The 20,894-nt window shown below is 41.1% G+C and carries 21 protein-coding genes; 3 read left to right on the top strand and 18 right to left on the bottom strand.

Annotation, left to right across the window (positions count from 1 at the left end; translation table 11 throughout):
- Nucleotides 1-377 precede the first annotated feature (377 nt).
- Nucleotides 378-2,162 (top strand): Ig-like domain-containing protein, encoded by a 1,785-nt coding sequence (locus tag GUA46_RS01295; RefSeq protein ID WP_108245517.1) that lies wholly within the window; start codon nucleotides 378-380, stop codon nucleotides 2,160-2,162.
- Nucleotides 2,163-2,954: 792 nt separating this feature from the next.
- Here the strand turns inward: GUA46_RS01295 and GUA46_RS01290 are convergent.
- Genes GUA46_RS01290 through hemA form a run of 15 tightly spaced genes read right to left on the bottom strand, consistent with a single transcriptional unit; the run spans nucleotide 2,955 to nucleotide 15,624 of the window.
- Entirely contained in the window at nucleotides 2,955-3,668 is a 714-nt protein-coding gene (locus tag GUA46_RS01290) for a 3'-5' exonuclease (protein ID WP_176618983.1), read from the bottom strand.
- 9 nt (nucleotides 3,669-3,677) lie between these two features.
- Nucleotides 3,678-4,148, bottom strand: a complete 471-nt coding sequence (locus GUA46_RS01285) for a methylated-DNA--[protein]-cysteine S-methyltransferase (protein ID WP_176618982.1) — start codon at nucleotides 4,146-4,148, stop codon at nucleotides 3,678-3,680.
- Nucleotides 4,148-5,269, bottom strand: coding sequence for a CNNM domain-containing protein (locus GUA46_RS01280; RefSeq protein ID WP_176618981.1), 1,122 nt, complete (start codon nucleotides 5,267-5,269; stop codon nucleotides 4,148-4,150). The genes GUA46_RS01285 and GUA46_RS01280 overlap by 1 nt, the downstream gene beginning before the upstream one ends.
- A gap of 40 nt (nucleotides 5,270-5,309) precedes the next feature.
- Entirely contained in the window at nucleotides 5,310-6,614 is a 1,305-nt protein-coding gene (locus GUA46_RS01275) for a serine hydrolase domain-containing protein (protein WP_176618980.1), read from the bottom strand.
- A 35-nt stretch (nucleotides 6,615-6,649) separates the two neighbouring features.
- Nucleotides 6,650-6,835, bottom strand: coding sequence for a hypothetical protein (locus GUA46_RS01270; RefSeq protein WP_176618979.1), 186 nt, complete (start codon nucleotides 6,833-6,835; stop codon nucleotides 6,650-6,652).
- A 22-nt stretch (nucleotides 6,836-6,857) separates the two neighbouring features.
- Nucleotides 6,858-8,144, bottom strand: a complete 1,287-nt coding sequence (locus tag GUA46_RS01265; RefSeq protein ID WP_176618978.1) for a hypothetical protein — start codon at nucleotides 8,142-8,144, stop codon at nucleotides 6,858-6,860.
- A gap of 18 nt (nucleotides 8,145-8,162) precedes the next feature.
- Nucleotides 8,163-9,152, bottom strand: a complete 990-nt coding sequence (gene hemB, locus GUA46_RS01260; protein WP_176618977.1) for a porphobilinogen synthase — start codon at nucleotides 9,150-9,152, stop codon at nucleotides 8,163-8,165.
- Nucleotides 9,153-9,182: 30 nt separating this feature from the next.
- Nucleotides 9,183-9,542: a four helix bundle protein gene (locus tag GUA46_RS01255; RefSeq protein WP_176618976.1), complete on the bottom strand. Its 360-nt coding sequence runs from the start codon at nucleotides 9,540-9,542 to the stop codon at nucleotides 9,183-9,185.
- 36 nt (nucleotides 9,543-9,578) lie between these two features.
- Nucleotides 9,579-10,367: a PhzF family phenazine biosynthesis protein gene (locus tag GUA46_RS01250; protein ID WP_176618975.1), complete on the bottom strand. Its 789-nt coding sequence runs from the start codon at nucleotides 10,365-10,367 to the stop codon at nucleotides 9,579-9,581.
- 28 nt (nucleotides 10,368-10,395) lie between these two features.
- Complete coding sequence (gene hemF, locus GUA46_RS01245) at nucleotides 10,396-11,298, bottom strand: oxygen-dependent coproporphyrinogen oxidase (protein ID WP_176618974.1); 903 nt, start codon at nucleotides 11,296-11,298, stop codon at nucleotides 10,396-10,398.
- Nucleotides 11,295-11,786 carry a DUF6973 domain-containing protein gene (locus GUA46_RS01240; RefSeq protein ID WP_176618973.1) on the bottom strand — a complete coding sequence of 164 codons (492 nt, stop codon included), beginning with the start codon at nucleotides 11,784-11,786 and terminating at the stop codon, nucleotides 11,295-11,297. Before GUA46_RS01240 ends, hemF begins: the two co-directional genes overlap by 4 nt.
- Nucleotides 11,783-12,808 (bottom strand): uroporphyrinogen decarboxylase, encoded by a 1,026-nt coding sequence (hemE, locus tag GUA46_RS01235; protein WP_176618972.1) that lies wholly within the window; start codon nucleotides 12,806-12,808, stop codon nucleotides 11,783-11,785. The genes GUA46_RS01240 and hemE overlap by 4 nt, the downstream gene beginning before the upstream one ends.
- Nucleotides 12,805-13,467, bottom strand: coding sequence for a uroporphyrinogen-III synthase (locus GUA46_RS01230; RefSeq protein ID WP_176618971.1), 663 nt, complete (start codon nucleotides 13,465-13,467; stop codon nucleotides 12,805-12,807). Before GUA46_RS01230 ends, hemE begins: the two co-directional genes overlap by 4 nt.
- Nucleotides 13,445-14,371, bottom strand: a complete 927-nt coding sequence (gene hemC, locus GUA46_RS01225; RefSeq protein WP_176618970.1) for a hydroxymethylbilane synthase — start codon at nucleotides 14,369-14,371, stop codon at nucleotides 13,445-13,447. The genes GUA46_RS01230 and hemC overlap by 23 nt, the downstream gene beginning before the upstream one ends.
- The gene (hemA, locus tag GUA46_RS01220) at nucleotides 14,368-15,624 is read right to left on the bottom strand and encodes a glutamyl-tRNA reductase (protein ID WP_108245504.1); all 1,257 of its coding nucleotides are present in this window, start codon (nucleotides 15,622-15,624) and stop codon (nucleotides 14,368-14,370) included. The genes hemC and hemA overlap by 4 nt, the downstream gene beginning before the upstream one ends.
- 211 nt (nucleotides 15,625-15,835) lie before the next feature.
- Between hemA and GUA46_RS01215 the strand changes: the two genes are divergently transcribed.
- Nucleotides 15,836-16,714 (top strand): helix-turn-helix domain-containing protein, encoded by an 879-nt coding sequence (locus GUA46_RS01215; RefSeq protein ID WP_108245503.1) that lies wholly within the window; start codon nucleotides 15,836-15,838, stop codon nucleotides 16,712-16,714.
- Between the two features lie 11 nt (nucleotides 16,715-16,725).
- Complete coding sequence (locus GUA46_RS01210; RefSeq protein WP_176618969.1) at nucleotides 16,726-17,484, top strand: ThuA domain-containing protein; 759 nt, start codon at nucleotides 16,726-16,728, stop codon at nucleotides 17,482-17,484.
- Here the strand turns inward: GUA46_RS01210 and GUA46_RS01205 are convergent.
- The 3 genes from GUA46_RS01205 to GUA46_RS01195 all read right to left on the bottom strand — a co-directional run bounded on the left by GUA46_RS01205 (nucleotide 17,470) and on the right by GUA46_RS01195 (nucleotide 20,837).
- Nucleotides 17,470-18,345 (bottom strand): N-acetylmuramoyl-L-alanine amidase-like domain-containing protein, encoded by an 876-nt coding sequence (locus GUA46_RS01205; RefSeq protein ID WP_218109493.1) that lies wholly within the window; start codon nucleotides 18,343-18,345, stop codon nucleotides 17,470-17,472. The genes GUA46_RS01210 and GUA46_RS01205 overlap by 15 nt on opposite strands.
- Nucleotides 18,320-19,654, bottom strand: a complete 1,335-nt coding sequence (locus GUA46_RS01200; RefSeq protein WP_176618968.1) for a hypothetical protein — start codon at nucleotides 19,652-19,654, stop codon at nucleotides 18,320-18,322. Before GUA46_RS01200 ends, GUA46_RS01205 begins: the two co-directional genes overlap by 26 nt.
- Nucleotides 19,655-19,757: 103 nt before the next feature.
- Nucleotides 19,758-20,837, bottom strand: a complete 1,080-nt coding sequence (locus tag GUA46_RS01195) for a mechanosensitive ion channel family protein (RefSeq protein WP_176618967.1) — start codon at nucleotides 20,835-20,837, stop codon at nucleotides 19,758-19,760.
- Nucleotides 20,838-20,894: the final 57 nt, after the last annotated feature.

The following is a 20,894-nucleotide window of genomic DNA, read 5'->3' as shown; positions in this document are numbered from 1 at the left end:
GGTGCAGCACACCAATTGAGAAATCTCCTTTGTTCCCCACAATACAAGGTTTCTTACGTCCGTTCGAAATGACACTCGGAACCTTTTACCCTTCACCTTTTTTCCCTTGGCCAATAGTTCGTGATAATCCGTGTAATTCGTGTCCATTCAATGTACAATCAATAAAATGTCGCTTCGACTCCGCTCAGCGACCGTCAACCGACCTCTGATAGCTGAACCCACCCCGTTTTCTCACTTCTCAATACTAAAATCTCACTTCTCCTAAACCCAAAACCCCCATCCGTCAATTCAAACGGGGCATCCGTCAATTGGCGCCCCTAAAATACCTTCGCTTGTCCTTACTTTGTTGGAATCGACAACTTTAAAAAGTAATTGATATGAAAAAATTCAGTATTTGGGCCGTTGCGGCCCTATCGGTTTGCCTGTTCGCACTTTCCTGTGGCAAGGACGATGGCCCTGACACTCCCGATACCCCCGACACCCCCAAGACAGGCGATGAGGCCCCGACGATAACCAGCTTTACGCCCCTTTCCGGCACCGTGGGCACTTTGGTCACCATCAACGGGACCAACTTTGATGCCACTGCCTCCAAGAACACCGTAAAGTTCGGCAATTTGGCCGCCAGCGTTACCACTGCCAGTACCACCAAGCTCGTGGCGAAGGTACCCGATGGTGCAGCGACCGCCAAGATATCCGTTGCCGTGGGCGGAAAGACCGCCACCAGTACCGAAACGTTCAAAGTTACAGAAGACGTCCCATTGACCATTGCCCTGAACGAAGAGGCGGTGACGTTATATCCTTATCCTAAATATACCGCATCGCTGGAAGTGACCACCGACATCGGTGAGAACACCGTGGCGTGGAGCAGCAGCGACGAGACCGTGGCCACCGTGGACGCCGACGGCGTAGTGACCGCATTGAAAATAGGTGAGGCCACCATTACAGCAAACGCGGGCGGAGCGGAAGCCACCTGTACCGTAAGCGTGGTGGACGGGCCGGTGACCAAACTGGAATTGGACAAGGAGGGCATGGAGCTCTATACCGGCGATACCGGGGAACTGTCCATTTTTGCACTGGAGGCAGACGTAGAGGAGACAAGCACGCCCGTTTGGAGCTCGGACAACACCGATGTGGCCACCGTGGACCAAGAGGGCAACGTTACCGCTGTTGCAGAGGGCCAGACCACCATTACCGTTATCGTGGACAATGCGAGCGCGACCGTAACTGTGGTGGTTAATCCCAATGTTTATGTTGTAGGACGAACTAAAGAACAACCTTTGGGATCCATTGCAAAGATGTGGGTCAATGGAAATGTCACCCAACTGACTGATGGCAGTACTAGTGCTAACGCAGCCTCCATGTATTTGTATAATGATGATGTATACATTGCAATGACTGATAGCATTGCCCCAAATTCTGTAATTAAGCTCTGGAAAAATGGGAATGTCAGCAACATAACACAACCTTCCGAAACTTTTGCTTATGCAGCCAACTCGATATTTGTTGAGAATGGTACTGAATATATTGTAGGAAATATCAGAAATAACAATGACTTAAACAATTCAAAAAATGCGGTACAATGGGTGAATGGACAGGTGCAACCACTGAACTCAATGGGTTATGATACATCCGATGCATTGAATGTTGCAGTTGGAAATGGAAAAACATATGTTGTTGGCTACAGAGGATTGAACGGTAAATCTGTGGCTACTGTATGGGAAAATGGCGTACCAATAACTTTAACCGATGGAGAGGGTATTGCCGAAGCTACGGATGTGTTTATAGATGGCAACGATGTTTATGTTGTAGGTTTCGAGATCAAAAATTCTTTGGCAGCAGGAAAATTATGGAAAAATAATGCGTTAATAGGTAGTTATCTTGGAATATCCATACACACCGTTTTTGTAGATAATGGTGATGTGTATGTTGGTGGCAGAATAAAATCCCAAGACCATTATCTGGGAGCTATTGTCAAAAATGGATCTGATTATACATTTTTGGGAGAGCCAGATACTTTTACAAACATAAGATCTTTATTTGTTAAAAACGGGAAAGTATATGCTGTTGGAGTAACCGAAGATTCTCCGACATTATGGATTGATGGGGTCAATCAAAATTTAAGTAATATTTATGGAGTAGCTAATGATGTTTTTGTAAAATAAATTCATTTTCTTCAAATTTAATGGTTAATTATTGAAAGGCCTTCCGTGCAAGCGGGGGGCTTTTCTTTTTGGTAGATATTAGATGGGAGTATTGAGATGTGAGATAAAAGAGCCAAGATTCAAGACATCAGAAGTCAGAAGTCAGAAGTCAGAAGTCAGAAGTCAGAAGTCGGAAGTCGGAAGTCGGTATGAAGGTTTGTGGGAATTCGTGGAATTCGTGTCGGTTTAGTAGACAATGAACAATTATCAATTAACAATGGGCGGGTTGGGTGGAATCAAGAATCAAGGCTTCATTTCTTCATAGCAACTTTTGTCATTTCGAAATGAGGTGCAGAGCACCGATTGAGAAATCCCCTTTGTTCCCCACATTACAAGATTTCTCACATCCGTTCGAAATGACACTCGGAACCTTTTACCCTTCACCTTTTCCCTTTGGCCAATTTTTGGTGCGATTCGTGTCGCTTCGGCTCCGCTCAGCGACCAAAACGTTTCCCGAAACACGGCCACTCATCGGAATGGATGATAACAGAACAGTCACCCTGTTTTTGCGTGCGGTTGAACGGGGGTTTGCCGCAACAAATCGTAGGAATAGTGGTTTTTAGTCGAAAATCAAGGATTTGTATCACTTTTCAAATAATAGCACCTACCGGCTTTCCTCGCAAAATGCCGATAACATGCAATGTCGCTTCGGCTCCGCTCAGCGGCCGAGTTGTTATACTGAGCGAAGCGACCATTTTCTCATTACTCAATACTGCCTACTGACCTCCGACCTCTGATATATGACATCTAAACTCACACCTTTTTGATTTCATCTTCGGTTAAAAGTTCCTCGTTGCGCATGCGCAAAAATACCTGAGCGGTAGTGACTACGTCTAGTTCGCAATAATCGATAATCCTGTTGATATCCTTTTCCTTGTAGAACACATCTTTCACCATACTGCCATCCATATCCTCTTTTGGGGAAGGGATTCCAAGTATATGCGCCAATAACTTGAGCGAAGTGTAATGTTTGTAATCGCCGAACTTCCAAAGTTCCATAGTATCCAAATGAGGCACTTCCCACGGTTTTTTACCGAATAAATCTAGCTTGTAGGGCAGATTAATGCCGTTAATCACCATTCTGCGGGCGATATACGGAAAATCGAACTCCTTGCCATTGTGCGCACACAAAAGATGTTTTACGCTGCTAAAATAATCTATGAGCAGTTGTTTGAACTCTTTGAGGATTTTGGCCTCATCACCATAAAAGGAAGTGGTCCTAAAATTTCTGGTCTCGCCCTGCATTTTAAAATAGCCCACCGAGATGCAGACAATTTTGCCGAACTCGGCCCAAATACCGGCACGGTCGTAAAATTCCCCGGGCGAGAACTCGTCCTTGCGTTGGTACTGTGTTTTTAGCTCCCATAACTGTTGGGAAGTTTCATCCAGATGGGTGAAATTTTCATGTAGGGGAACGGTCTCGATATCCAAAAAAAGGATATGCTCCAGGTTAAGTTTATAAAGCATGGCAATAATTTAAAAAAGAGTCGTCTGCTTTGCAGGACTCTCGTGTTCCAATAACCATTTTTTTCTATGCAGTCCACCTGCATAGCCTGTGAGGTCTCCGTTGGTTCCTATTACACGATGACAGGGAACCACAATCCAAAGTGGATTTTTGCCATTGGCCGAGGCTACTGCACGAATGGCCTTTACATCACCGAGTTGTTTGGAAAGTTCCAAATAAGAAATGGTTTTTCCAAAGGGAATTTGCAATAAGGCATCCCACACCTTTTTCTGAAAATCGGTCCCCGACGGATTTAATTTTAGGTCAAATACCGTTCGGTTTCCATCAAAGTATTCTTGAAATTGCTGAACAGCATCCTTCAGAACCTCTGGAATTGTACTGTTTGGTTTTTTTTCTTCCAAAACAGTGATTGCAGCAAGTCCATTTTCATCCCCTTTTAATTCCGCTGTTCCTATAGGTGTCTGTAAGTAAGCGATTTCCATTACTCTATTTCGTCTTCTTCTTCAATAATTCCCAATCGCTTTGCTCGGGCATGCCAGTTCTTTCTAGCTAGCTTTTGAAGGTCTTCCACATTATCACTTTCGTCCATAATCTCGAATCCGAGCAAGGTTTCGATTACATCTTCCATAGTAACCAAACCACTCACCGAACCGTACTCGTCCACTACCAAAGAAACATGCTCTCTCTTCTGCACAAACTTTTTGAAAAGCTCGTTAATAGATTTACTTCGGTTGGTGACCAATAATTCCCTTCTGATGGTGGCCAAGGTTTCGTTTCCTTTTTTGTTGATGATGGCTTCCAACAATTCATCCTTTAAAAAGAAGCCCGTTATATTGTCCATACGATCCTTGTACAATGGAATTCTGGAAAAACGTAGTGGTCTGTTCTTTTCAAAAAATTCTTTTATCGGGGTGTCTTCCGATGCAATTTTCATGACGGTTCTTGGTGTCATCACATCGCGGGCCAGAATTTCATCAAAATAGAGCAGGTTCTTGATCATTTTGGATTCCGATTCCTGAAAAACGCCTTCTTCATGTGCGATTTCGGTCATGGCACTAAAATCCTCACGGCTCAAAACACTGCCATGTTCCCCTTTGGCGCCTACCAGTTTGGTAAATAACTGCAACAGCCATAACAGACCTGTCCATTTTAAGACGAATACCATGATGTTTAATGCTTTGCTGGTAAAGTTGGCCAGTTGCTTCCAGAAAGTTGCCCCAATGGTCTTTGGAATAATTTCTGAAGCTACCAGGATCAATATTGTCATAAGTGTGGATACAATTCCAACCATAAGGTCTTCGGTCAAGGTAAAACCAAATATGGTACGCTGTGTGCTTCCATACATTTCTGCATAAGCCACTTTTGCCTGTACACCGACCAAAATTGCACCTACGGTGTGGGCAACCGTGTTCAAGGTAAGAATGGCGATCAGAGGTTTGTCCACATCTTTTTTAAGGGATTCCAATGTGGCAGCATAATCTTTTCCCTCTTGCTTTTTTACATTGATAAAGGTTGGGGTAATACTTAGCAATACGGCCTCCAAAATGGAGCACAGAAATGAAAAGAATATGGAAATAAGGGCATAAAATATAAGTAGTCCCATAGAATGGCAGAATGTTTAGTACCAAGATAGGGAATAGGAATTAATTTTGGACGCTTAATGTATCTGCTTTATAAAAAACATCTTGTAGCGCCTGTCTAATGTCCAAACTGTACAGTTTTCGGTGGTCTCTAGAGGGATAAACCCGATTGGAAAGAAAGATGAAAGTCAAATTTTTTACCGGGTCTGCCCAAACAAAAGTGCCGGTAAATCCGGAATGGCCAAAACTTTCGGGCGAAGCCAAAGGAGAGGGGTAGGCTTCTTCCAAAGGAAGTTCTGAATTGTTCAGGAGAGGTTTGTCAAAACCTAAGCCCCTGTAATTTTCATTCTCGGGATATTGTATGGTAGTAAACTCTTTTACGGTTTCTTTTGAGATGAGCTGTTTACCATCTACATTCCCATAATTCTGATAGAACAACATCAATTTGGCCAGATCATCTGCCGTGCCAAATAGACCGGCATTACCAGAAACACCTCCTTTGAGCGAAGCATTTTCGTCGTGTACCCAACCTTTTACCAAGGTCTTTCGGAAAAGAGAATCCACTTCGGTGGGAACTATGGCATTTACGTAATTGTTTTCCATGGGAAGATAGCCCAAGGTGTGACAACCCAAAGGTTGATAGAAGTTTTCATCCAAATAGGTTTGGTAATCGGTTCCGGCGAGTTGTTCTATCAACGTTGGAAAAATCAAAAATGTAAGTCCGGAGTATTTGTACTTTTTTTGATCCGAAACTTTGGACCGGTTGATGATTCGGTTCATTTTTCGTTCAAACCGATTGTTGATAAAGAGACTATCGTAGACCTGCCCTTGATATCGTTTGTCTGATGAATTGTGCACGAATCTTTTTTTGATTTCTCCGTTTTTGCGAAGCACTTTCTGTAAAAAAACGATATAAGGTATTAGCCCTGCCTGATGCGCCAGTATTTCACGAAGTGTTAGGTCTTTTTTGTCCATTCTTCGCTTCCATGGGTCCCAATATATACTGAATGGTTTATCTAGGTCCAGCTTGCCTTCGTCCACCAGTTTCATCAATGCGGGAAGTGGCCCCGATATTTTCGTTACGGAGGCCAGATCATACAAATCGTTCAATGCAACTGGTTGAATGCTGTCGTATGTATGAAAACCGTAAGTTTTATGAAAAATAACGGTATCGTTCTTGGCGACCAGCAGTTGAGCTCCTGGAAATGCTAAATTATCAATGCCCATTTCCATGATGGAATCCACTTTTTGGTCGATGAAATTTTCATCGAAACCCAAAGTAGAGGGTAGGGCATGGATGAGTTCCCGTTGGGCACTAATTTTGCCGAAAAAAGACAGGATGACAAGAAATATAAATATGTACTTCATCCATTCTTAAAAATGAAGAACGGAAACTCTATCTATTAGAGAGTAACCTTCTTTTCAATAAGATTAAGCAGTTTTTTTGAAATTATATCGGCAATTTCTTCTGCATTGGTTTCTTGTTCAATAACCCTTTCGTCTAGAGACTCTTCCTTTTTTGAAATTTTTTTCAATAAAGAAGGGGTTAAGGTGTCATATTTTGATTTAGGTGAGTCTTTAAGAAACATTGCGGTTAAAATTTATAAGTAATTATGCCCTAAAATAGTTTTTTATAAAATGCGGATTATGATTTTCTTCAAAATAATGCTTTCTTTTTATCCAAATAAAACCATCACCTTTAGAAATAATCGCCACATCAACAGGTCCACCAACTGATTCTTCATCAGAACTAATCCTTCTTTTAAGATATGTCAAATATATTAAACTTTCAGCCATTTCGGCAAGATCTTCCTTTGAAAGGATGGATACCGTGTTTACTGTTGGTCGGATATGTTTTATTTTCTTTACATTATCAATTTCACTTATAAATTGATTGCAAATTTGATCTATATCTATTTGTTGAATTTCCTTAGCTAGTTTTGGTTGATCTTTTTCTAATAATTTAACCAAGTGCTCATTATATCCATGAAGGAAATTCTTAAATGTTGAAAATAGAGGTTCATTGATGTCTGGACTTATTCCTGTTATAAGTGTGTCAATAACATCCCTTTGAGCAAAGGGCATAATTGAGCCGGTATTTCCATCATCAATTTTTTCTACATCTTCGGTGTAAAACCTGATTTTATTGTCAAAAACATCTGAAATTTTTGTGCTAATTGTTGTTGGGTAAATATCATTGTCACCATAGCCAGCAAAAACTAGGCCCGTCCATTGTCCACGGAGAACTTTACTTTTCATATAATGAAAAATTAAAGAGGAAAATTTAGAACGGATGTTTTTTGTATTAAAGTCCGAAAATTCAATTTCCAGTATTTCATTTAATTCAGCACCAATAATTTCATCAAATCTCTTTTTTGTCAATGATTTAAAATCAGATAATTTTTCTTCTAGCTTTATTTTTTGAATCTGGAATTCAATCATTTCCAATAAATTATTTTTAAAAAGAGATAATCTGTCTTCCGGGGATTTGCTGATCAAATCAGAATGTTCTTCAATGGCTGATTGCATAGCCATGTCTATCAAATCGTTAAATGAATGATAGATTAATGATTGAATGGAATGACTAATTGTTTCGGGATTATTAAAAAACTCTTTTTCTTTTAAAAATTTAAAAAAATTATCCGAATAATCTTTGAGGTTTGGGAATGATTTCTCACCCAACTCATTCCGGTAGATTTTGATGATGATTTCCCAAGGTGTAGTTATGAAGTTAGCAGAATTATAAATAACAATCGAAACCGGATGGTATTTTGATAGGGTAAAGATTTTGTTGGCTGTATTATAAATTTTTCTTCCATTACTTCCAGAAACAGTAACAGCAGAATCTGCAGCCAAAGCCACAGCATTTTTATTTAAGATACCTATTACAGCAGTCATATGAAATTTTTAACAATATTAACGAAATATTCTTATAAAATCCTTCGCAAAATAACTGGCAATAATATTGGCACCTGCCCTTTTAATGGCCGTCAATTGTTCCAGCATCACGGCATCATGGTCCAGCCAACCTTTTTCGGCGGCGGCCTTTAGCATGGCATACTCGCCAGAAACTTGATAAACGGCAACAGGTACTTCAACTTCGTTCTTTATTTCACGAACAATGTCCAAATAGCACAACCCTGGCTTTACCATCACAATATCAGCCCCTTCGTCGATATCCATTTGAGTTTCTTTGATGGCTTCATACCGATTGGCATAATCCATTTGATAGGTTTTTTTGTCCTTCGGCACATTTGCAATGTCAACGGGTGCAGAATCCAGCGCATCCCGGAACGGGCCATAAAAGGCACTGGCATATTTGGCGGAATAGGCCATAATTCCGGTATTAAGGAACCCTTCGTCTTCCAGAGCTTCGCGGATGGTAAGGATTCTACCGTCCATCATATCGCTGGGAGCAACAAAATCTGCCCCTGCATTGGCATGGGAAACGCTCATTTCTGCCAATAGCTCTGCAGTTTCATCATTCAAAATTTGCCCCTCGGCCACAATACCATCATGTCCGTAGGATGAAAATGGGTCCAATGCCACATCCGTCATCACCAACATTTGTGGACAGGCATTTTTTACGGTTTTAATGGCACGTTGCATCAATCCATCTGGATTTAGCGCTTCGGTTCCTTTATTGTCTTTGAGTTTATCATCGACCTTAACAAAAAGAAGCATGGAACACAATCCCATGTTCCAGAGTTCTTTTGCTTCTTTTTCAAGATTGTCCAAACTCAACCGAAAATAGTTGGGCATGGATGGAATCTCTTCTTTGATTCCTTTTCCTTCGGTTATGAAAAGCGGAACCAAAAAGTCATCCGAGGTCAAGGTGGTTTCCCGAACCAATCTTCTAATGGATTCGGATGCGCGAAGTCTTCTGTTTCGTATTAATGGGTACATGTTGCTGGTTTTAAGTTATAAGCCTTAAGCTTAAAGTGATGTTTTTATAGTTTTGATTAATGCCGCGAGCATTTTTTTGATTTCGTCTATTTCTGAAATAATGTTTTTGGATATTTCTGATTCAATATAACCCAAGTCGGAGGCTAAAAGCAAAAGATAATCCAATTCGTGGGCAGAACCAGAAGCGATATAAAGAAATCGAATAAATTCTTTTTGAGTTTCGCGTCCACACCCTTCTGCAATATTTGTGGGAATGGAGACAGAAGCCCTATTCATCTGGGAGATTAAATTGTACTGTTCCGATTTTGGGAAATCCTTGGTCAAGCCATAAATGTCAAGTACGAGTTGATGTGATTTTTCCCAGACCTTGTAATTTTTATAGTTTCCCATGGCTTAGAGCTTACTGCTTAAGGCTTATCGCTAATATTAAATATCAATTTCTCCTGTTAGATAAAGCACGGCTTTCCCCGAAATTTTTACACGCTCGCCCAAATACTCGCAGACCAAATCGCCACCTCGTTCGGAAAGCTGTTTAGCTGTCATTTTGGTTTTGCGCAACACTTCTGACCAATAAGGGGAAAGCGATGTATGGGCCGAACCGGTTACTGGGTCTTCAGGAATACCGCAAGAAGGGGCAAAGAAGCGGGATACAAAGTCAACTTCGTTGCCTGGAGCGGTAACAATGACCCCTCTAGCGTCCACTTGGTCCAAAAGGAAGAAGTTGGGAGAGAGTTCCTCAATTTCCTTTTGGGATTGGTAAACCAGCATGTAATCGCTTTTTCCCTTGTATGTCTTTACCGGGGATTTTCCCAATGCTTGGTCGATTTCATCAATATTTTTGATGGCGACCAGCGTATCTGCTGGAAAATCCATGGTCAACCAGTTGTTGTCGGCCTTGTTTACATATAGGTTGCCACTTCGGCTCGAATAAAACTGAATGGTATTTTTGTCGAGTTCATAAAAATGAAATATAACAAAGGCGGTCGCTAGAGTGGCGTGTCCACATAGGTCAACCTCAACTTCAGGGGTGAACCATCGAATTTCGTACAGGTCATCTTTCTTTACTGCAAAGGCTGTCTCCGCAAGATTGTTTTCTTGGGCTATTTTCTGCATCAGCTCTGGACTCAACCAAGATTCCAAAATACAGACCGCTGCCGGATTGCCTCCGAAAGTTTGGCTCGTAAATGCGTCTATTTGATAAATTTTCTGTCTCATTGATTTGGTTTCTGGACAAAATTAAGCATTAGGCCCAATCTTTTGGGTTTTGTAGTACCTCTATCAATTTATCTTCGTCGCTACCTTTTTCTGGATGATGGTCATACTTCCATTGCACGTGCGGGGGCAAACTCATCAAAATACTTTCAATACGTCCGTTGGTTTTTAGACCAAAAAGGGTTCCTTTATCATGTACTAAATTAAATTCTACATAGCGCCCGCGACGAATTTCTTGCCAATCACGCTGTTCTTGTGAATATGGTAAATCTTTTCTTTTTTCAACTATAGGAGCGTAGGCCTCCAAGAAACTGTCCCCGACCTCGGTTACAAAATTGTACCAATCTTCCATGCTGGTTTCTTCGGTGGCTTTGCAATAATCGAAAAACAGTCCGCCTACGCCACGAGCTTCGTTCCGGTGCGCATTCCAAAAATAATCGTCGCACTTCTTTTTGTAGTTGGCGTAAAATTCTGGATTGTGGGCATCACAGGCTTTTTTACAAACGGAATGAAAATGTGCCGCGTCTTCCTCGAATAAATAATAGGGGGTAAGGTCTTGTCCGCCACCAAACCATTGGTCAACGATGTTACCTTCCTTGTCGTACATTTCAAAATAGCGCCAATTGGCATGCACCGTTGGCACCATTGGACTTTTTGGGTGAATCACCAAGCTAAGTCCACAGGCAAAAAAATCAACATCCTCCACGCCGAAATAGTTTTGCATACTTTTTGGCAACGGACCGTGAACTTTGGAAATGTTTACCCCGCCTTTTTCAAAAACAGCGCCATTTTCAATAACTCGTGTTCTCCCGCCGCCGCCTTCTTCTCGTTCCCAAAAATCTTGTTGGAACTTGGCTGTGCCATCCAATTCTTCCAATTTGGAGGTGATAGTATCTTGTAATTGTTGAATGTATGCGTAGAATTTATCTTTCATTGTTCTAAAATATGTACCATTCGGTTTTTATATTCAGAAAGCACTGAACTCTCATCAATTTTGGTGGATTCCAGAGCCATTTTCTTCAATAGCTCAACGACTTCCTGTTCCGATTTTTCAATGTTTTGCTCAAAAATGAAGCGGCCAACTTCATTATTGTGCAAATCCATTTCCCGTGGTAATTTTTTGTTCGGAAATGAGTCCTCATGCCAATCGCTTACTTTTTTGGCCCAATCCAAGACCACTTCTTCATTGTTTTGCCATTTGAAACATCGTTTTGAAATCAAATAGTTCCAAAAAGCGTGTCTGAAGGCATTCGCAGGACCATTCTTATGGTGCAACTTTCCATAGTTTTTGGTCGAAACGGAAATACAGTCCTTGGTAGCCTTTATAGTTGGCAAAATAAAGTGCGGGCGACTCAAACCAATAAATACACCTTTCAGTATATTTTTAAAATCGACTCGTTTTAGTACCGTAAATAGGTTCACTCCTTGTATTCTTTGACGGCATCAATAAATGCTTTTGCATTTTCCACTGGGATATGTGGTAATATACCATGCCCCAAATTCACAACATATTTGTCCTTGCCAAAATCACGGATCATTTGCGTAACCATTTCCTTGATTTTTTCAGGTGGCGACAGCAGACGGGCAGGGTCAAAATTACCCTGTAGCGTAACATTGCCACCAGTTAAGTATCGGGCATTTTGAGCGGAACACGTCCAATCCACACCAACGGCGGAGGCCCCCGAGTTGGCCATTTCCTTAAGTGCGAACCAGCATCCTTTTCCAAAAACGATTACGGGAGCTTCATCTTTTAATGCATCCACAATCTGTTGTATGTATTTCCAGGAAAATTCCTCATAATCTGTTGGCGACAACATTCCGCCCCAAGAATCAAAAACCTGAACCGCGTTTACACCGGCTTTAACCTTTGCTTTAAGATAGGCGATGGTCGTATCCGTAATTTTTTGAAGCAATTCGTGCGCAGCCTTTGGCTGAGTAAAGCAAAATCCTCTGGCTTTATCAAAACTCTTGCTGCCTTGACCTTCCACGCAGTAGCAAAGTATGGTCCAAGGGGAACCGGCAAAACCTATTAGTGGAATGTCATCGTTCAGTTTTTCTTTGGTCATGGTAATGGCATCCATCACATAACCCAATTTATCTTGAATGTCCGGCACGATCACCTTGTCCAGATTGGCTTGAGAACGGATTGGGTTGGGCAAATAAGGACCAAAATTTGGTTTCATCTGTACTTCGATGTCCATGGCTTGTGGAATCACCAAAATATCACTGAATAAAATAGCCGCGTCCATGCCGTAGCGGCGAATGGGCTGCACAGTGATTTCCGAAGCCAATTCCGGGGTCTGGCAACGGGTGAAGAAATCGTATTTTTTACGGAGTTCCATAAACTCTGGCAAATAGCGTCCTGCTTGTCGCATCATCCAAACGGGTGGACGTTCAACAGTTTCACCTTTTAAAGCTCTTAGGAACAAGTCGTTTTTTATCATGGGTGTCTATAATGGTTTATCGCCTGGACCAACACATTCTCTACGGTCGGTTTATTGGCAATGATTATATTTTTAGAATATTTCTTTGCTTCAGAAGCCGTAGTTTCTCCAATACAAAATAAAGTGCTGTTTATCAAACTGTTTTCCAGTTGATAGCTTCGGATGCCACTTGGACTAAAGAAAAGGATACCATCAAAATCGCGTTGAAACTTTTTCGAATTTAAGTGGGTGCGGTAAACTTCTAACTCCTTATACTGAACGTTATTTTTTGACAAGAGTTCTGGAAGGTCGTCCCTTCTTTTATTGCCACAGAGGAACAAAAAAGTTTTATTTTTATAGCGTTCAATCAGAATTTCACCTAATTCTGATGCATAATGCGCTGTTTCTACCACTTTAAGGCCATTTTCTTGTAGAAATGATTTTGTTTTTTCCCCGACACAAAATACACTGAGGTTAGATGTGTCCAAATCCTGAGCCTGTTTCAGGAAAACTTTTACAGCGTTTTTGCTGGTAAAAATTAAATTGCTGTAGTCAAACGGGATTTTTACATCCAACAGTTCAATTTTTAGGGCATCGTACTCCACCAATCCCAGACCAGAATTTAGAAAAAGCTCCTTTTGGGACAAACTCAACATTTTAGTGGACAGTACTGTTTTCATTTCTGATTTCTTGCATCAATTTGTCGCCTCCTTTTTGCAATACTTCAGCGGCGCAGGTTTTTCCAAGACCTAAGGCATCGGACAGTTTTACTTCTTTTTTGATGTCGATTTTCTGCTTTCCATCCAAGGAGAAAACAACGCCTTCAAAATATACCATCTTGTCTTTTATAAGAGCCAAGGCTCCTATGGGTGCAGTACAACCGCCTTCCAGCGTTCGTAGAAACTCACGTTCAATGGTTGTTGCCAACTCCGTTTCCGGATGGTTTAGGTTCCCCAGAGCTTCTTTGGCAAAGTCATCTTCTTGCTTGGCGACCACAAGCATGGCACCTTGCGCGGGAGCCGGTATCATCCAGTCCAGCTGAACGGCATCTTTGGGTAATAATTTGATACGTTCCAATCCTGCCTGTGCAAAAATGGCTCCTTGCCAATCGTTTTCAATAAGTTTCAGTAGACGTGTGTTTACATTTCCCCTAAGGTCCACTACCTTGTGGTTGGGATATTTGTTCAACCATTGGGCTTTTCGTCGTAGACTCCCTGTGGCAATAGTGGCAGGTTGGTCGCTCTCCAAAAATGATGAACCTTTGTGGACCAATATATCGTGGGTTATGGCGCGTTCCAGAACGGCTGCCTGTACAATTCCCTTTGGTAATTGAGTGGGTACATCTTTCATGGAATGTACAGCAATATCAATATCCCCTTTGAGCAGTGCAACATCCAAGGTCTTGGTAAAGATTCCAGTTACCCCAAGCTCGTACAACGGCTTGTCCAACACTTGGTCCCCCATGGATTTGGTAGGTACCAAAGTGGTATCGTACCCGAGTGCTTCCAGCTTTTGTTGCACGGTGGTTGCTTGCCACAGCGCCAATTCGCTGTCGCGGGTCCCAATGCGGATTATTTTGCTCATTTGGAGTGTAGTTCTAGCTGAAAAACTTTCTGAATAAGTTCCAGGCTGTCATCGGTATCGACCTCGTTGCTTTTTAGGTGGTTAGCAAACTGTTTGGTTATTTTTTGAATGATACGGTCGGAAATGATTTCTGCCTGCATTTGGTCGAAACCTTCAATTTTTTTGGTCTGAAAATCGATTTCTTCAGTTTTCATAGTGTTCAGTTTGTCCTTAAGGGCATTGATTACAGGGGCAAACTTGCGGGTTTCCAACCATTTTAGGAAATCCTTTTTTACTTTTTCTATAATAGCTTCCGCCTTGGGAACATATTCTTTTCTTTTGGCCAAGGTCTCATCCGTAATCTGTGAGAGCTGGTCCAAGTGCACCAAGGTGACATTATCGAGTTCCTTTACATCGTCGGATACGTTTTTAGGTACAGACAGGTCCAATACCAATAATGGCTTTTTTGGATAGATCAATGCTTTGGAAACAGTGGGCAATTGGGCCCCAGTGGCAACCACTAGAATATCGGCCTTTCGGATTTCGGTTTGTAGATCGCCATAGTCCTTTACGTTCAATTGAAATTTCCCGGCAATGTCCTCCGCTTTTTCGCGCGTTCTGTTGATTAAGGTAATGTGGGAATTATTGGAATGCTTTACCAGATTTTCACAGGTATTTCTTCCAATTTTACCAGTTCCGAACAACAAAATGTTCTTTTTGGAAATATCCGTTACGTTGTCCAATATGTACTTCACCGAGGCAAAAGCCACCGACGTAGCACCCGAAGACAGTTCTGTTTCGTTTTTGATACGCTTACTGGCCTGAATCACTGAATTGCACAAACGCTCCAAGAACGGATTGGCCATATCATGCTTTTTGGCACGGTAGAACCCTTGCTTTATTTGGCTGATAATTTCAAAATCGCCCAAAATCTGACTGTCCAGACCGGTACCAACTTTGAACATGTGGGAAATGGCATCGTGGTTTTTGTACACGTAGGCCACTTCTTGAAACTCTTCAACGGTTCCATGCGTTTCGTCGCAAAGAAGTTTGATGAGCTGGTAGGGATGTTGTGCAAAACCGTAGAGTTCGGTTCTGTTGCATGTAGAAATAGCAAGCAAGCCATCAATTCCGATTTCCTTGGCCTTGCCCAAAATATGGTCAATAGCAGGAACATCCAGACTGAACTTTCCTCTAACCTCTGCATCCGCCTTCTTATAACTCAACCCAACGGCATAGAAGGAATTATGTTTTGAAATATGGTAGTCCCTCATAAAGGATTATAAATCGCAGCACAAAAATAACAGGCTTATAGGTCAAAAAATAACGCTAGCGGAACTATAAATGACCAATGCTGTTATTTTATTGTTTATTTTTATTGAAAATGACGTTAGACGTTGCTATTATTGATAAATTTGATTGTTGAAATCACAATTTAGAGTGATTCTAAATTAACTAAAAAACAAAGATTCATTAAAATCGGATATGAAAAACATCGCTAGAGGTTCCTACGACGAAATTTTGGTCGAGGATGGAATTTACATACTTAAAATTCAAAATGATGCTCAGGAGGCAAAGCTTATCGAACGGGATATTGATAGTTCTTATATTCAATTTCATTTTTGTCTGAAAGGCAAATCCAAGTTCAATTTTAACGAAGGGAACTACTATTTGGAAGTGAACGAGGAAAATTCCTTGTTGCTCTACAATACCCAAAAAGATTTGCCACTGGATTTGGTGGTTTCACCCGGGTCTTGGTTGCTATCGGTGGTGATGACCATCAGAAAATTCCATTCTTTATTTTCCGATGAGGCTGACTACATTCCGTTCTTAAGCGAAGAGAACAAAGAGAAAAAATACTATTCCCAAGAGATGGTATCCCCGGCCACGGCGGTCGTTCTTAGTCAGTTAATGAACTACAACCTACATCCATCCATCAAAAAATTGTATCTGAAAGGCAAGGTCTACGAGCTGATTTCCCTCTATTTCAACAAAACCGAGGATGCCGATTTGGAGCAATGCCCCTATTTGGCCGATGAAGATAATGTTAGACGTATTCGCATGGCAAAGGAAATCATGATTTCCCGTATGGCCGAGCCACCCACTTTGGCCGAGCTATCGCAAGAGGTTGGGCTGAGCCTAAAAAAACTGAAAGAAGGCTTCAAGCAAATCTATGGGGATTCCGTATTCGGATTTCTGTTTGATTATAAAATGGAGTACGCCCGTAAAATGTTGGAAACAGGTAAGCACAATGTCAACGAAGTGGGACTTAAGGTCGGGTACAGTACTGCAAGCCATTTTATAGCCTCCTTTAAAAAGAAGTTCGGTACCACACCAAAAAAATACTTAACTTCAAACGTCTAAACAAACAACATATGAGAATCTTCACATTGTCCCTGCTATCCATTTGTTTTGTATTTCAGATGGCGGCACAAGATACACCTACAACCGAAACTGAAGCTCAAAAAATGCCGGAACTGGTATTGGTATTCACTAAAACCAAAGGTTGGAGGCACAAATCAATAGAAAAGGGCGTGCAGACGCTTAGGGAACTGGGAAGGGAAAACGGTTTTATCGCTTTACAGACGGAATCAGGGGAGGATTTTACCACTTCAAACCTTAACAACTACAAACTTGTGGTTTTTTTGAGCACTACTTTGGACGTGCTGGACGATGAACAACAACGTGCATTTGAATCGTACATTAAAGGAGGCGGTGCTTTCTTGGGGGTACACGGTGCATCCGATACCGAGTATGACTGGCCTTGGTATGGTAAATTAGTGGGCGGCTACTTTGTAGACCACCCCAACGACCCCAATGTGAGGGAAGCTAAAATTGATGTAGTGAGCAAGGCGCATCCGTCCACAGAGCACTTGCAGGATTCTTGGACAAGAACCGATGAGTGGTACAACTTTAAAAATCTAAATCCGGACGTTACCGTTTTGCTCAAATTAGATGAGACTAGCTACGAAGGTGGGACCAATGGTTCCAATCATCCTATTGCCTGGTACCACGAATTTGATGGTGGCAGGGCCTTTTACACAGGGGGAGGACACACCGAAGATTCTTTTGATGAGCCCATGTTCCGTCAACATCTTTTAGGTGCTATTGAATGGTGCTTAAAGCGAAAGTAAAGTCGGCCTTGCTACAATGATCCCAATATTGCTTTTGATGTTTTTCAGGTAATCCGCCAAGGGCAATTCGGATATTTCTACCTCACCATTTTTGCTGGAAGCATGTAATAAGTGCAATCTTCCATCTGGTTGATGGATGGCAATCCCCGTATGGGTCACATCCAATCCTTTTATTGAAGTGGCCAAAGCAAGAATATCCCCTGATTTGATAAGATGTTCTTTGCTCTCGATTTGATCTTGCGGCAAATAGCAGAGTTTTTCTTTGGCTATTTCTTTTTCCACGGTCAACATGGCGTCAAAGTTCTCGTCGCTGGTCAAAAATGGGTACAAATCTCGATGAGTTCCCATAAAATTGATGGGTTTTTCCAGCTCCACACCGCCCAAGTCGGCAGTAATATCCTTTACCAACCCTTTTTTCTCGTTGTTGCGTATCCATTCGGTAAAGTAATGCAAACGCGAAGGATATCCGTTTAAATCTCCATTTCTATACCGAACGGTTTCAAGATTTTCAGTGAAATCTTCAAAATTCCTTTGTTGTTCTTTAAGCATCAAACTAAAGGCCAGCACATTTTCCACAAATGTCGTGCAATCGAGTCCGCCAAAATTTACCACCAAGGTTTCCGTATCGCCAACTTCAAGCGTTTTTTCCACGTAAGGCGTTCCCAAAAAAGACTGACCTACCAAGGCAATTGTATCGCCTAAACTAGAAGCTCTGGTTTTTTCCAAATCGGAAATTTTGGTCTCGAAAAGGGATTTGTCTTCCGGAGAACAGGTGATTTGCTGGGAAAAAGTGGTAGATGGTATTCCTAGAGTAAAGAGTATGAAAAAGCATACCTTAATGTTTAAATCTAAAATATTCATGGGACTTATAGTATATTTTTAATTCTGGATTAATGAACTCGACCTGTAAAAGATCAGGATATGTGATGAAATCCAGATGTAAGGTTGTTGAGGTTAAAATTAAATCATCAATCCTTAAGTTGGGATAGGATGATTGTATTTCTTCTGGAATTTCTCCTATCGTTCCCGAAAAATCAGGAGCCGAAAACACATTCCAAGTTGTTTGAATCAAATCGACATATATTTCACCTTCTTTAACTTCCCACAGTATATCTTTCATTTGAAAACCAAGATTGGTTTCAAATTGATAGTTGGAAATGGATCCATCTAAAACCGTGATCGACTTGTTATCTGGAATTATGATTTCATCAGGTTTCTCTCCAAATTTTGAATAAGCATATAGAAAATCATCACTGTTAAAACTTATAATACTTAAATATTTGGAAAAGGAATCTAAGTAACCAAGCTTAAGTGGTTTGGGTGTTTCGGTTTCCGCAAAGAAATATGATGTGAATTTTCCTCCGCTCAAATCGATTGATTGCTCTTCATCAAAAAATGCCGAAATTGATGATAGTTGATAGGTTGAAGGGTTGTCAGGCATTACAATTTCTAAATAACTATCAAAGGATTTAAAGTCTGAATAATCCACTGTTATATCATCTCCATCATTTACGTTTTCAATTGAGTAGTATTTTAGGTCGTTATTTGAATCATAAATTGTAAAAAAGAAATCAGGGTTATCATAAATCGGAATGTTCTCATGGGTATAATTATCAATAAACCCAGGAAGGTCTGGCCCGCTAGTTGCCACTAAAATACCTTGTCTATCAGAAATCCATCGGTATTTTGGAGATACGACATTCTCAACGGTTATATTAAAACTGCCCGTGGAAGATTCTCTCGGTAATTCATTGGTTGCACTAGGATCTGAAGTGTATTGCCAATGGGATTTAGTAGCTATGTTGGGATATGATTCAATGTTATGCATCATTTCGCCATCAACCGAGTTTTTATATTTAAAAAATGTAATGGTTAAATTATCTGGTTGCGGTTGTTCTTCTGGAACCTGAAATTCAAAAATATCTCCGAATTCGAATGGCTTAAAGTCCACTAAAACCCCATTTTCATCATGGATGATAATCCAATCGTCGGTATCACCAGTGTTGGTTAAAGCCTCAAATGTGAAATAGGTCACCATTTCTGGCTCTTGTTCTTCTGGGTTCTCAGTGGTTGGTTCTTCTTGTTCATCCTCTCCTGTAGGATTGGGATTAGGTGGTTGTGATTCATTTTTGGAGCATCCATAACAAATAACAAGAATGCCCATTAACAATGGGAATAGGGTTTTCATGTGCATAGTTTAGTTGCGCTAAAGATAACTATCTCAATGAGAGTCAGAAGAAAATTCTGTCAAATGGCAAAAAAGGAAGTTGAACTTAGGAATCCGTTTGGTTTTCATTTTCATTCTGATGCTCAACCTTTAACCTAGTAGTTCTTGCGATACTTTCAGGATAATTCTCCTGAAGAAATACAATCAGCTTTTCCCGTACATGTACACGCAAATCCCATGCAGTGGGCGAATCCTTGGCACTTACTAACGTTCGGATTTCGACATAGTTCGGCTTGGTGTCGGTAACTTGTACCACATCGACCTTACCGTCCCATAAATCGGTATTTTTTAATATTCTGGTCTGTTCCTCACGGATTTTATCGAACGGCACGTTGTAATCCACATATAAAAAAACGGTTCCCAATAGGTCCGAAGAAGTCTTTGTCCAGTTTTGGAACGGTTGGTTTATAAAGTACGGGGTAGGAACTATCAAACGTCTTTTGTCCCAAATGCTCACCACTACGTAGGTCAGTGTGATTTCCTCGATTCTGCCCCATTCCCCTTCCACGATTACAACATCGTCCAACTTTATGGGTTGTGCTATAGCAATTTGTATTCCAGCCAATATGGTACCGATAAATTGTTGGGCCGAAAATCCGATAATGATACCCGCCACACCTGCTGAAGCAAAAATACTGATGCCAACTTCCCGGATTTCTTCAAAACTCATCAAAATAAACCCTATTCCCAACAGTATAATGATGAATATGAAGATGCGTTCCAATATGGTAAATTGCGTATATACTTTTCTCGCCTTCAAATTATCGGCAACCCCCATATCGTAGTTTTTGATAACGATTTTCTTGGCAATTTTCAAAATCGCGATCATTACCCAGGCCATCGCAAAGATAAAAAGCAAGGTGCTGGCTTTTTTAAACCAGTACTCGGCATCTTCAAGGTTCAGAAGGTCACGTAGCGCCTTCATTCGTAGGAGAACAGATATAAAAATCAAAACCAATGGGAAGGCCAAGCGCCGAAAAGCACTTTTAGGAAGAAGATATTTTGGGTTTTTGCCCAAACGTTTTAGTACAACGGAAGTACTCCAATACAGTACGATGAGAACAAAAAGGGCAACCCCCAAATAAATAAGTGATTCTTTGGAAACATTGTCGTAGAAAGACTCCATATCAACAAAAATAAGGTAGAATGCGGAAAGCACACAGTAGGACTGGATAAAATCGAA

Source organism: Flagellimonas chongwuensis, assembly GCF_013376415.1.
Classification (GTDB): domain Bacteria; phylum Bacteroidota; class Bacteroidia; order Flavobacteriales; family Flavobacteriaceae; genus Flagellimonas; species Flagellimonas chongwuensis.
This window is presented reverse-complemented; position numbering and strand designations above follow the sequence as displayed.

Excerpts from the sequence above, each read along its gene's own strand:
- GUA46_RS01295 (WP_108245517.1), top strand. The coding sequence starts at position 378 with ATGAAAAAATTCAGTATTTGGGCCGTTGCGGCCCTATCGGTTTGCCTG.
- GUA46_RS01290 (WP_176618983.1), bottom strand. The coding sequence starts at position 3,668 with ATGCTTTATAAACTTAACCTGGAGCATATCCTTTTTTTGGATATCGAG.
- GUA46_RS01285 (WP_176618982.1), bottom strand. The coding sequence starts at position 4,148 with ATGGAAATCGCTTACTTACAGACACCTATAGGAACAGCGGAATTAAAA.
- GUA46_RS01280 (WP_176618981.1), bottom strand. The coding sequence starts at position 5,269 with ATGGGACTACTTATATTTTATGCCCTTATTTCCATATTCTTTTCATTT.
- GUA46_RS01275 (WP_176618980.1), bottom strand. The coding sequence starts at position 6,614 with ATGAAGTACATATTTATATTTCTTGTCATCCTGTCTTTTTTCGGCAAA.
- GUA46_RS01270 (WP_176618979.1), bottom strand. The coding sequence starts at position 6,835 with ATGTTTCTTAAAGACTCACCTAAATCAAAATATGACACCTTAACCCCT.
- GUA46_RS01265 (WP_176618978.1), bottom strand. The coding sequence starts at position 8,144 with ATGACTGCTGTAATAGGTATCTTAAATAAAAATGCTGTGGCTTTGGCT.
- hemB (WP_176618977.1), bottom strand. The coding sequence starts at position 9,152 with ATGTACCCATTAATACGAAACAGAAGACTTCGCGCATCCGAATCCATT.
- GUA46_RS01255 (WP_176618976.1), bottom strand. The coding sequence starts at position 9,542 with ATGGGAAACTATAAAAATTACAAGGTCTGGGAAAAATCACATCAACTC.
- GUA46_RS01250 (WP_176618975.1), bottom strand. The coding sequence starts at position 10,367 with ATGAGACAGAAAATTTATCAAATAGACGCATTTACGAGCCAAACTTTC.
- hemF (WP_176618974.1), bottom strand. The coding sequence starts at position 11,298 with ATGAAAGATAAATTCTACGCATACATTCAACAATTACAAGATACTATC.
- hemE (WP_176618972.1), bottom strand. The coding sequence starts at position 12,808 with ATGATAAAAAACGACTTGTTCCTAAGAGCTTTAAAAGGTGAAACTGTT.
- GUA46_RS01230 (WP_176618971.1), bottom strand. The coding sequence starts at position 13,467 with ATGAAAACAGTACTGTCCACTAAAATGTTGAGTTTGTCCCAAAAGGAG.
- hemC (WP_176618970.1), bottom strand. The coding sequence starts at position 14,371 with ATGAGCAAAATAATCCGCATTGGGACCCGCGACAGCGAATTGGCGCTG.
- hemA (WP_108245504.1), bottom strand. The coding sequence starts at position 15,624 with ATGAGGGACTACCATATTTCAAAACATAATTCCTTCTATGCCGTTGGG.
- GUA46_RS01215 (WP_108245503.1), top strand. The coding sequence starts at position 15,836 with ATGAAAAACATCGCTAGAGGTTCCTACGACGAAATTTTGGTCGAGGAT.
- GUA46_RS01210 (WP_176618969.1), top strand. The coding sequence starts at position 16,726 with ATGAGAATCTTCACATTGTCCCTGCTATCCATTTGTTTTGTATTTCAG.
- GUA46_RS01205 (WP_218109493.1), bottom strand. The coding sequence starts at position 18,345 with ATGAATATTTTAGATTTAAACATTAAGGTATGCTTTTTCATACTCTTT.
- GUA46_RS01195 (WP_176618967.1), bottom strand. The coding sequence starts at position 20,837 with ATGGAGTCTTTCTACGACAATGTTTCCAAAGAATCACTTATTTATTTG.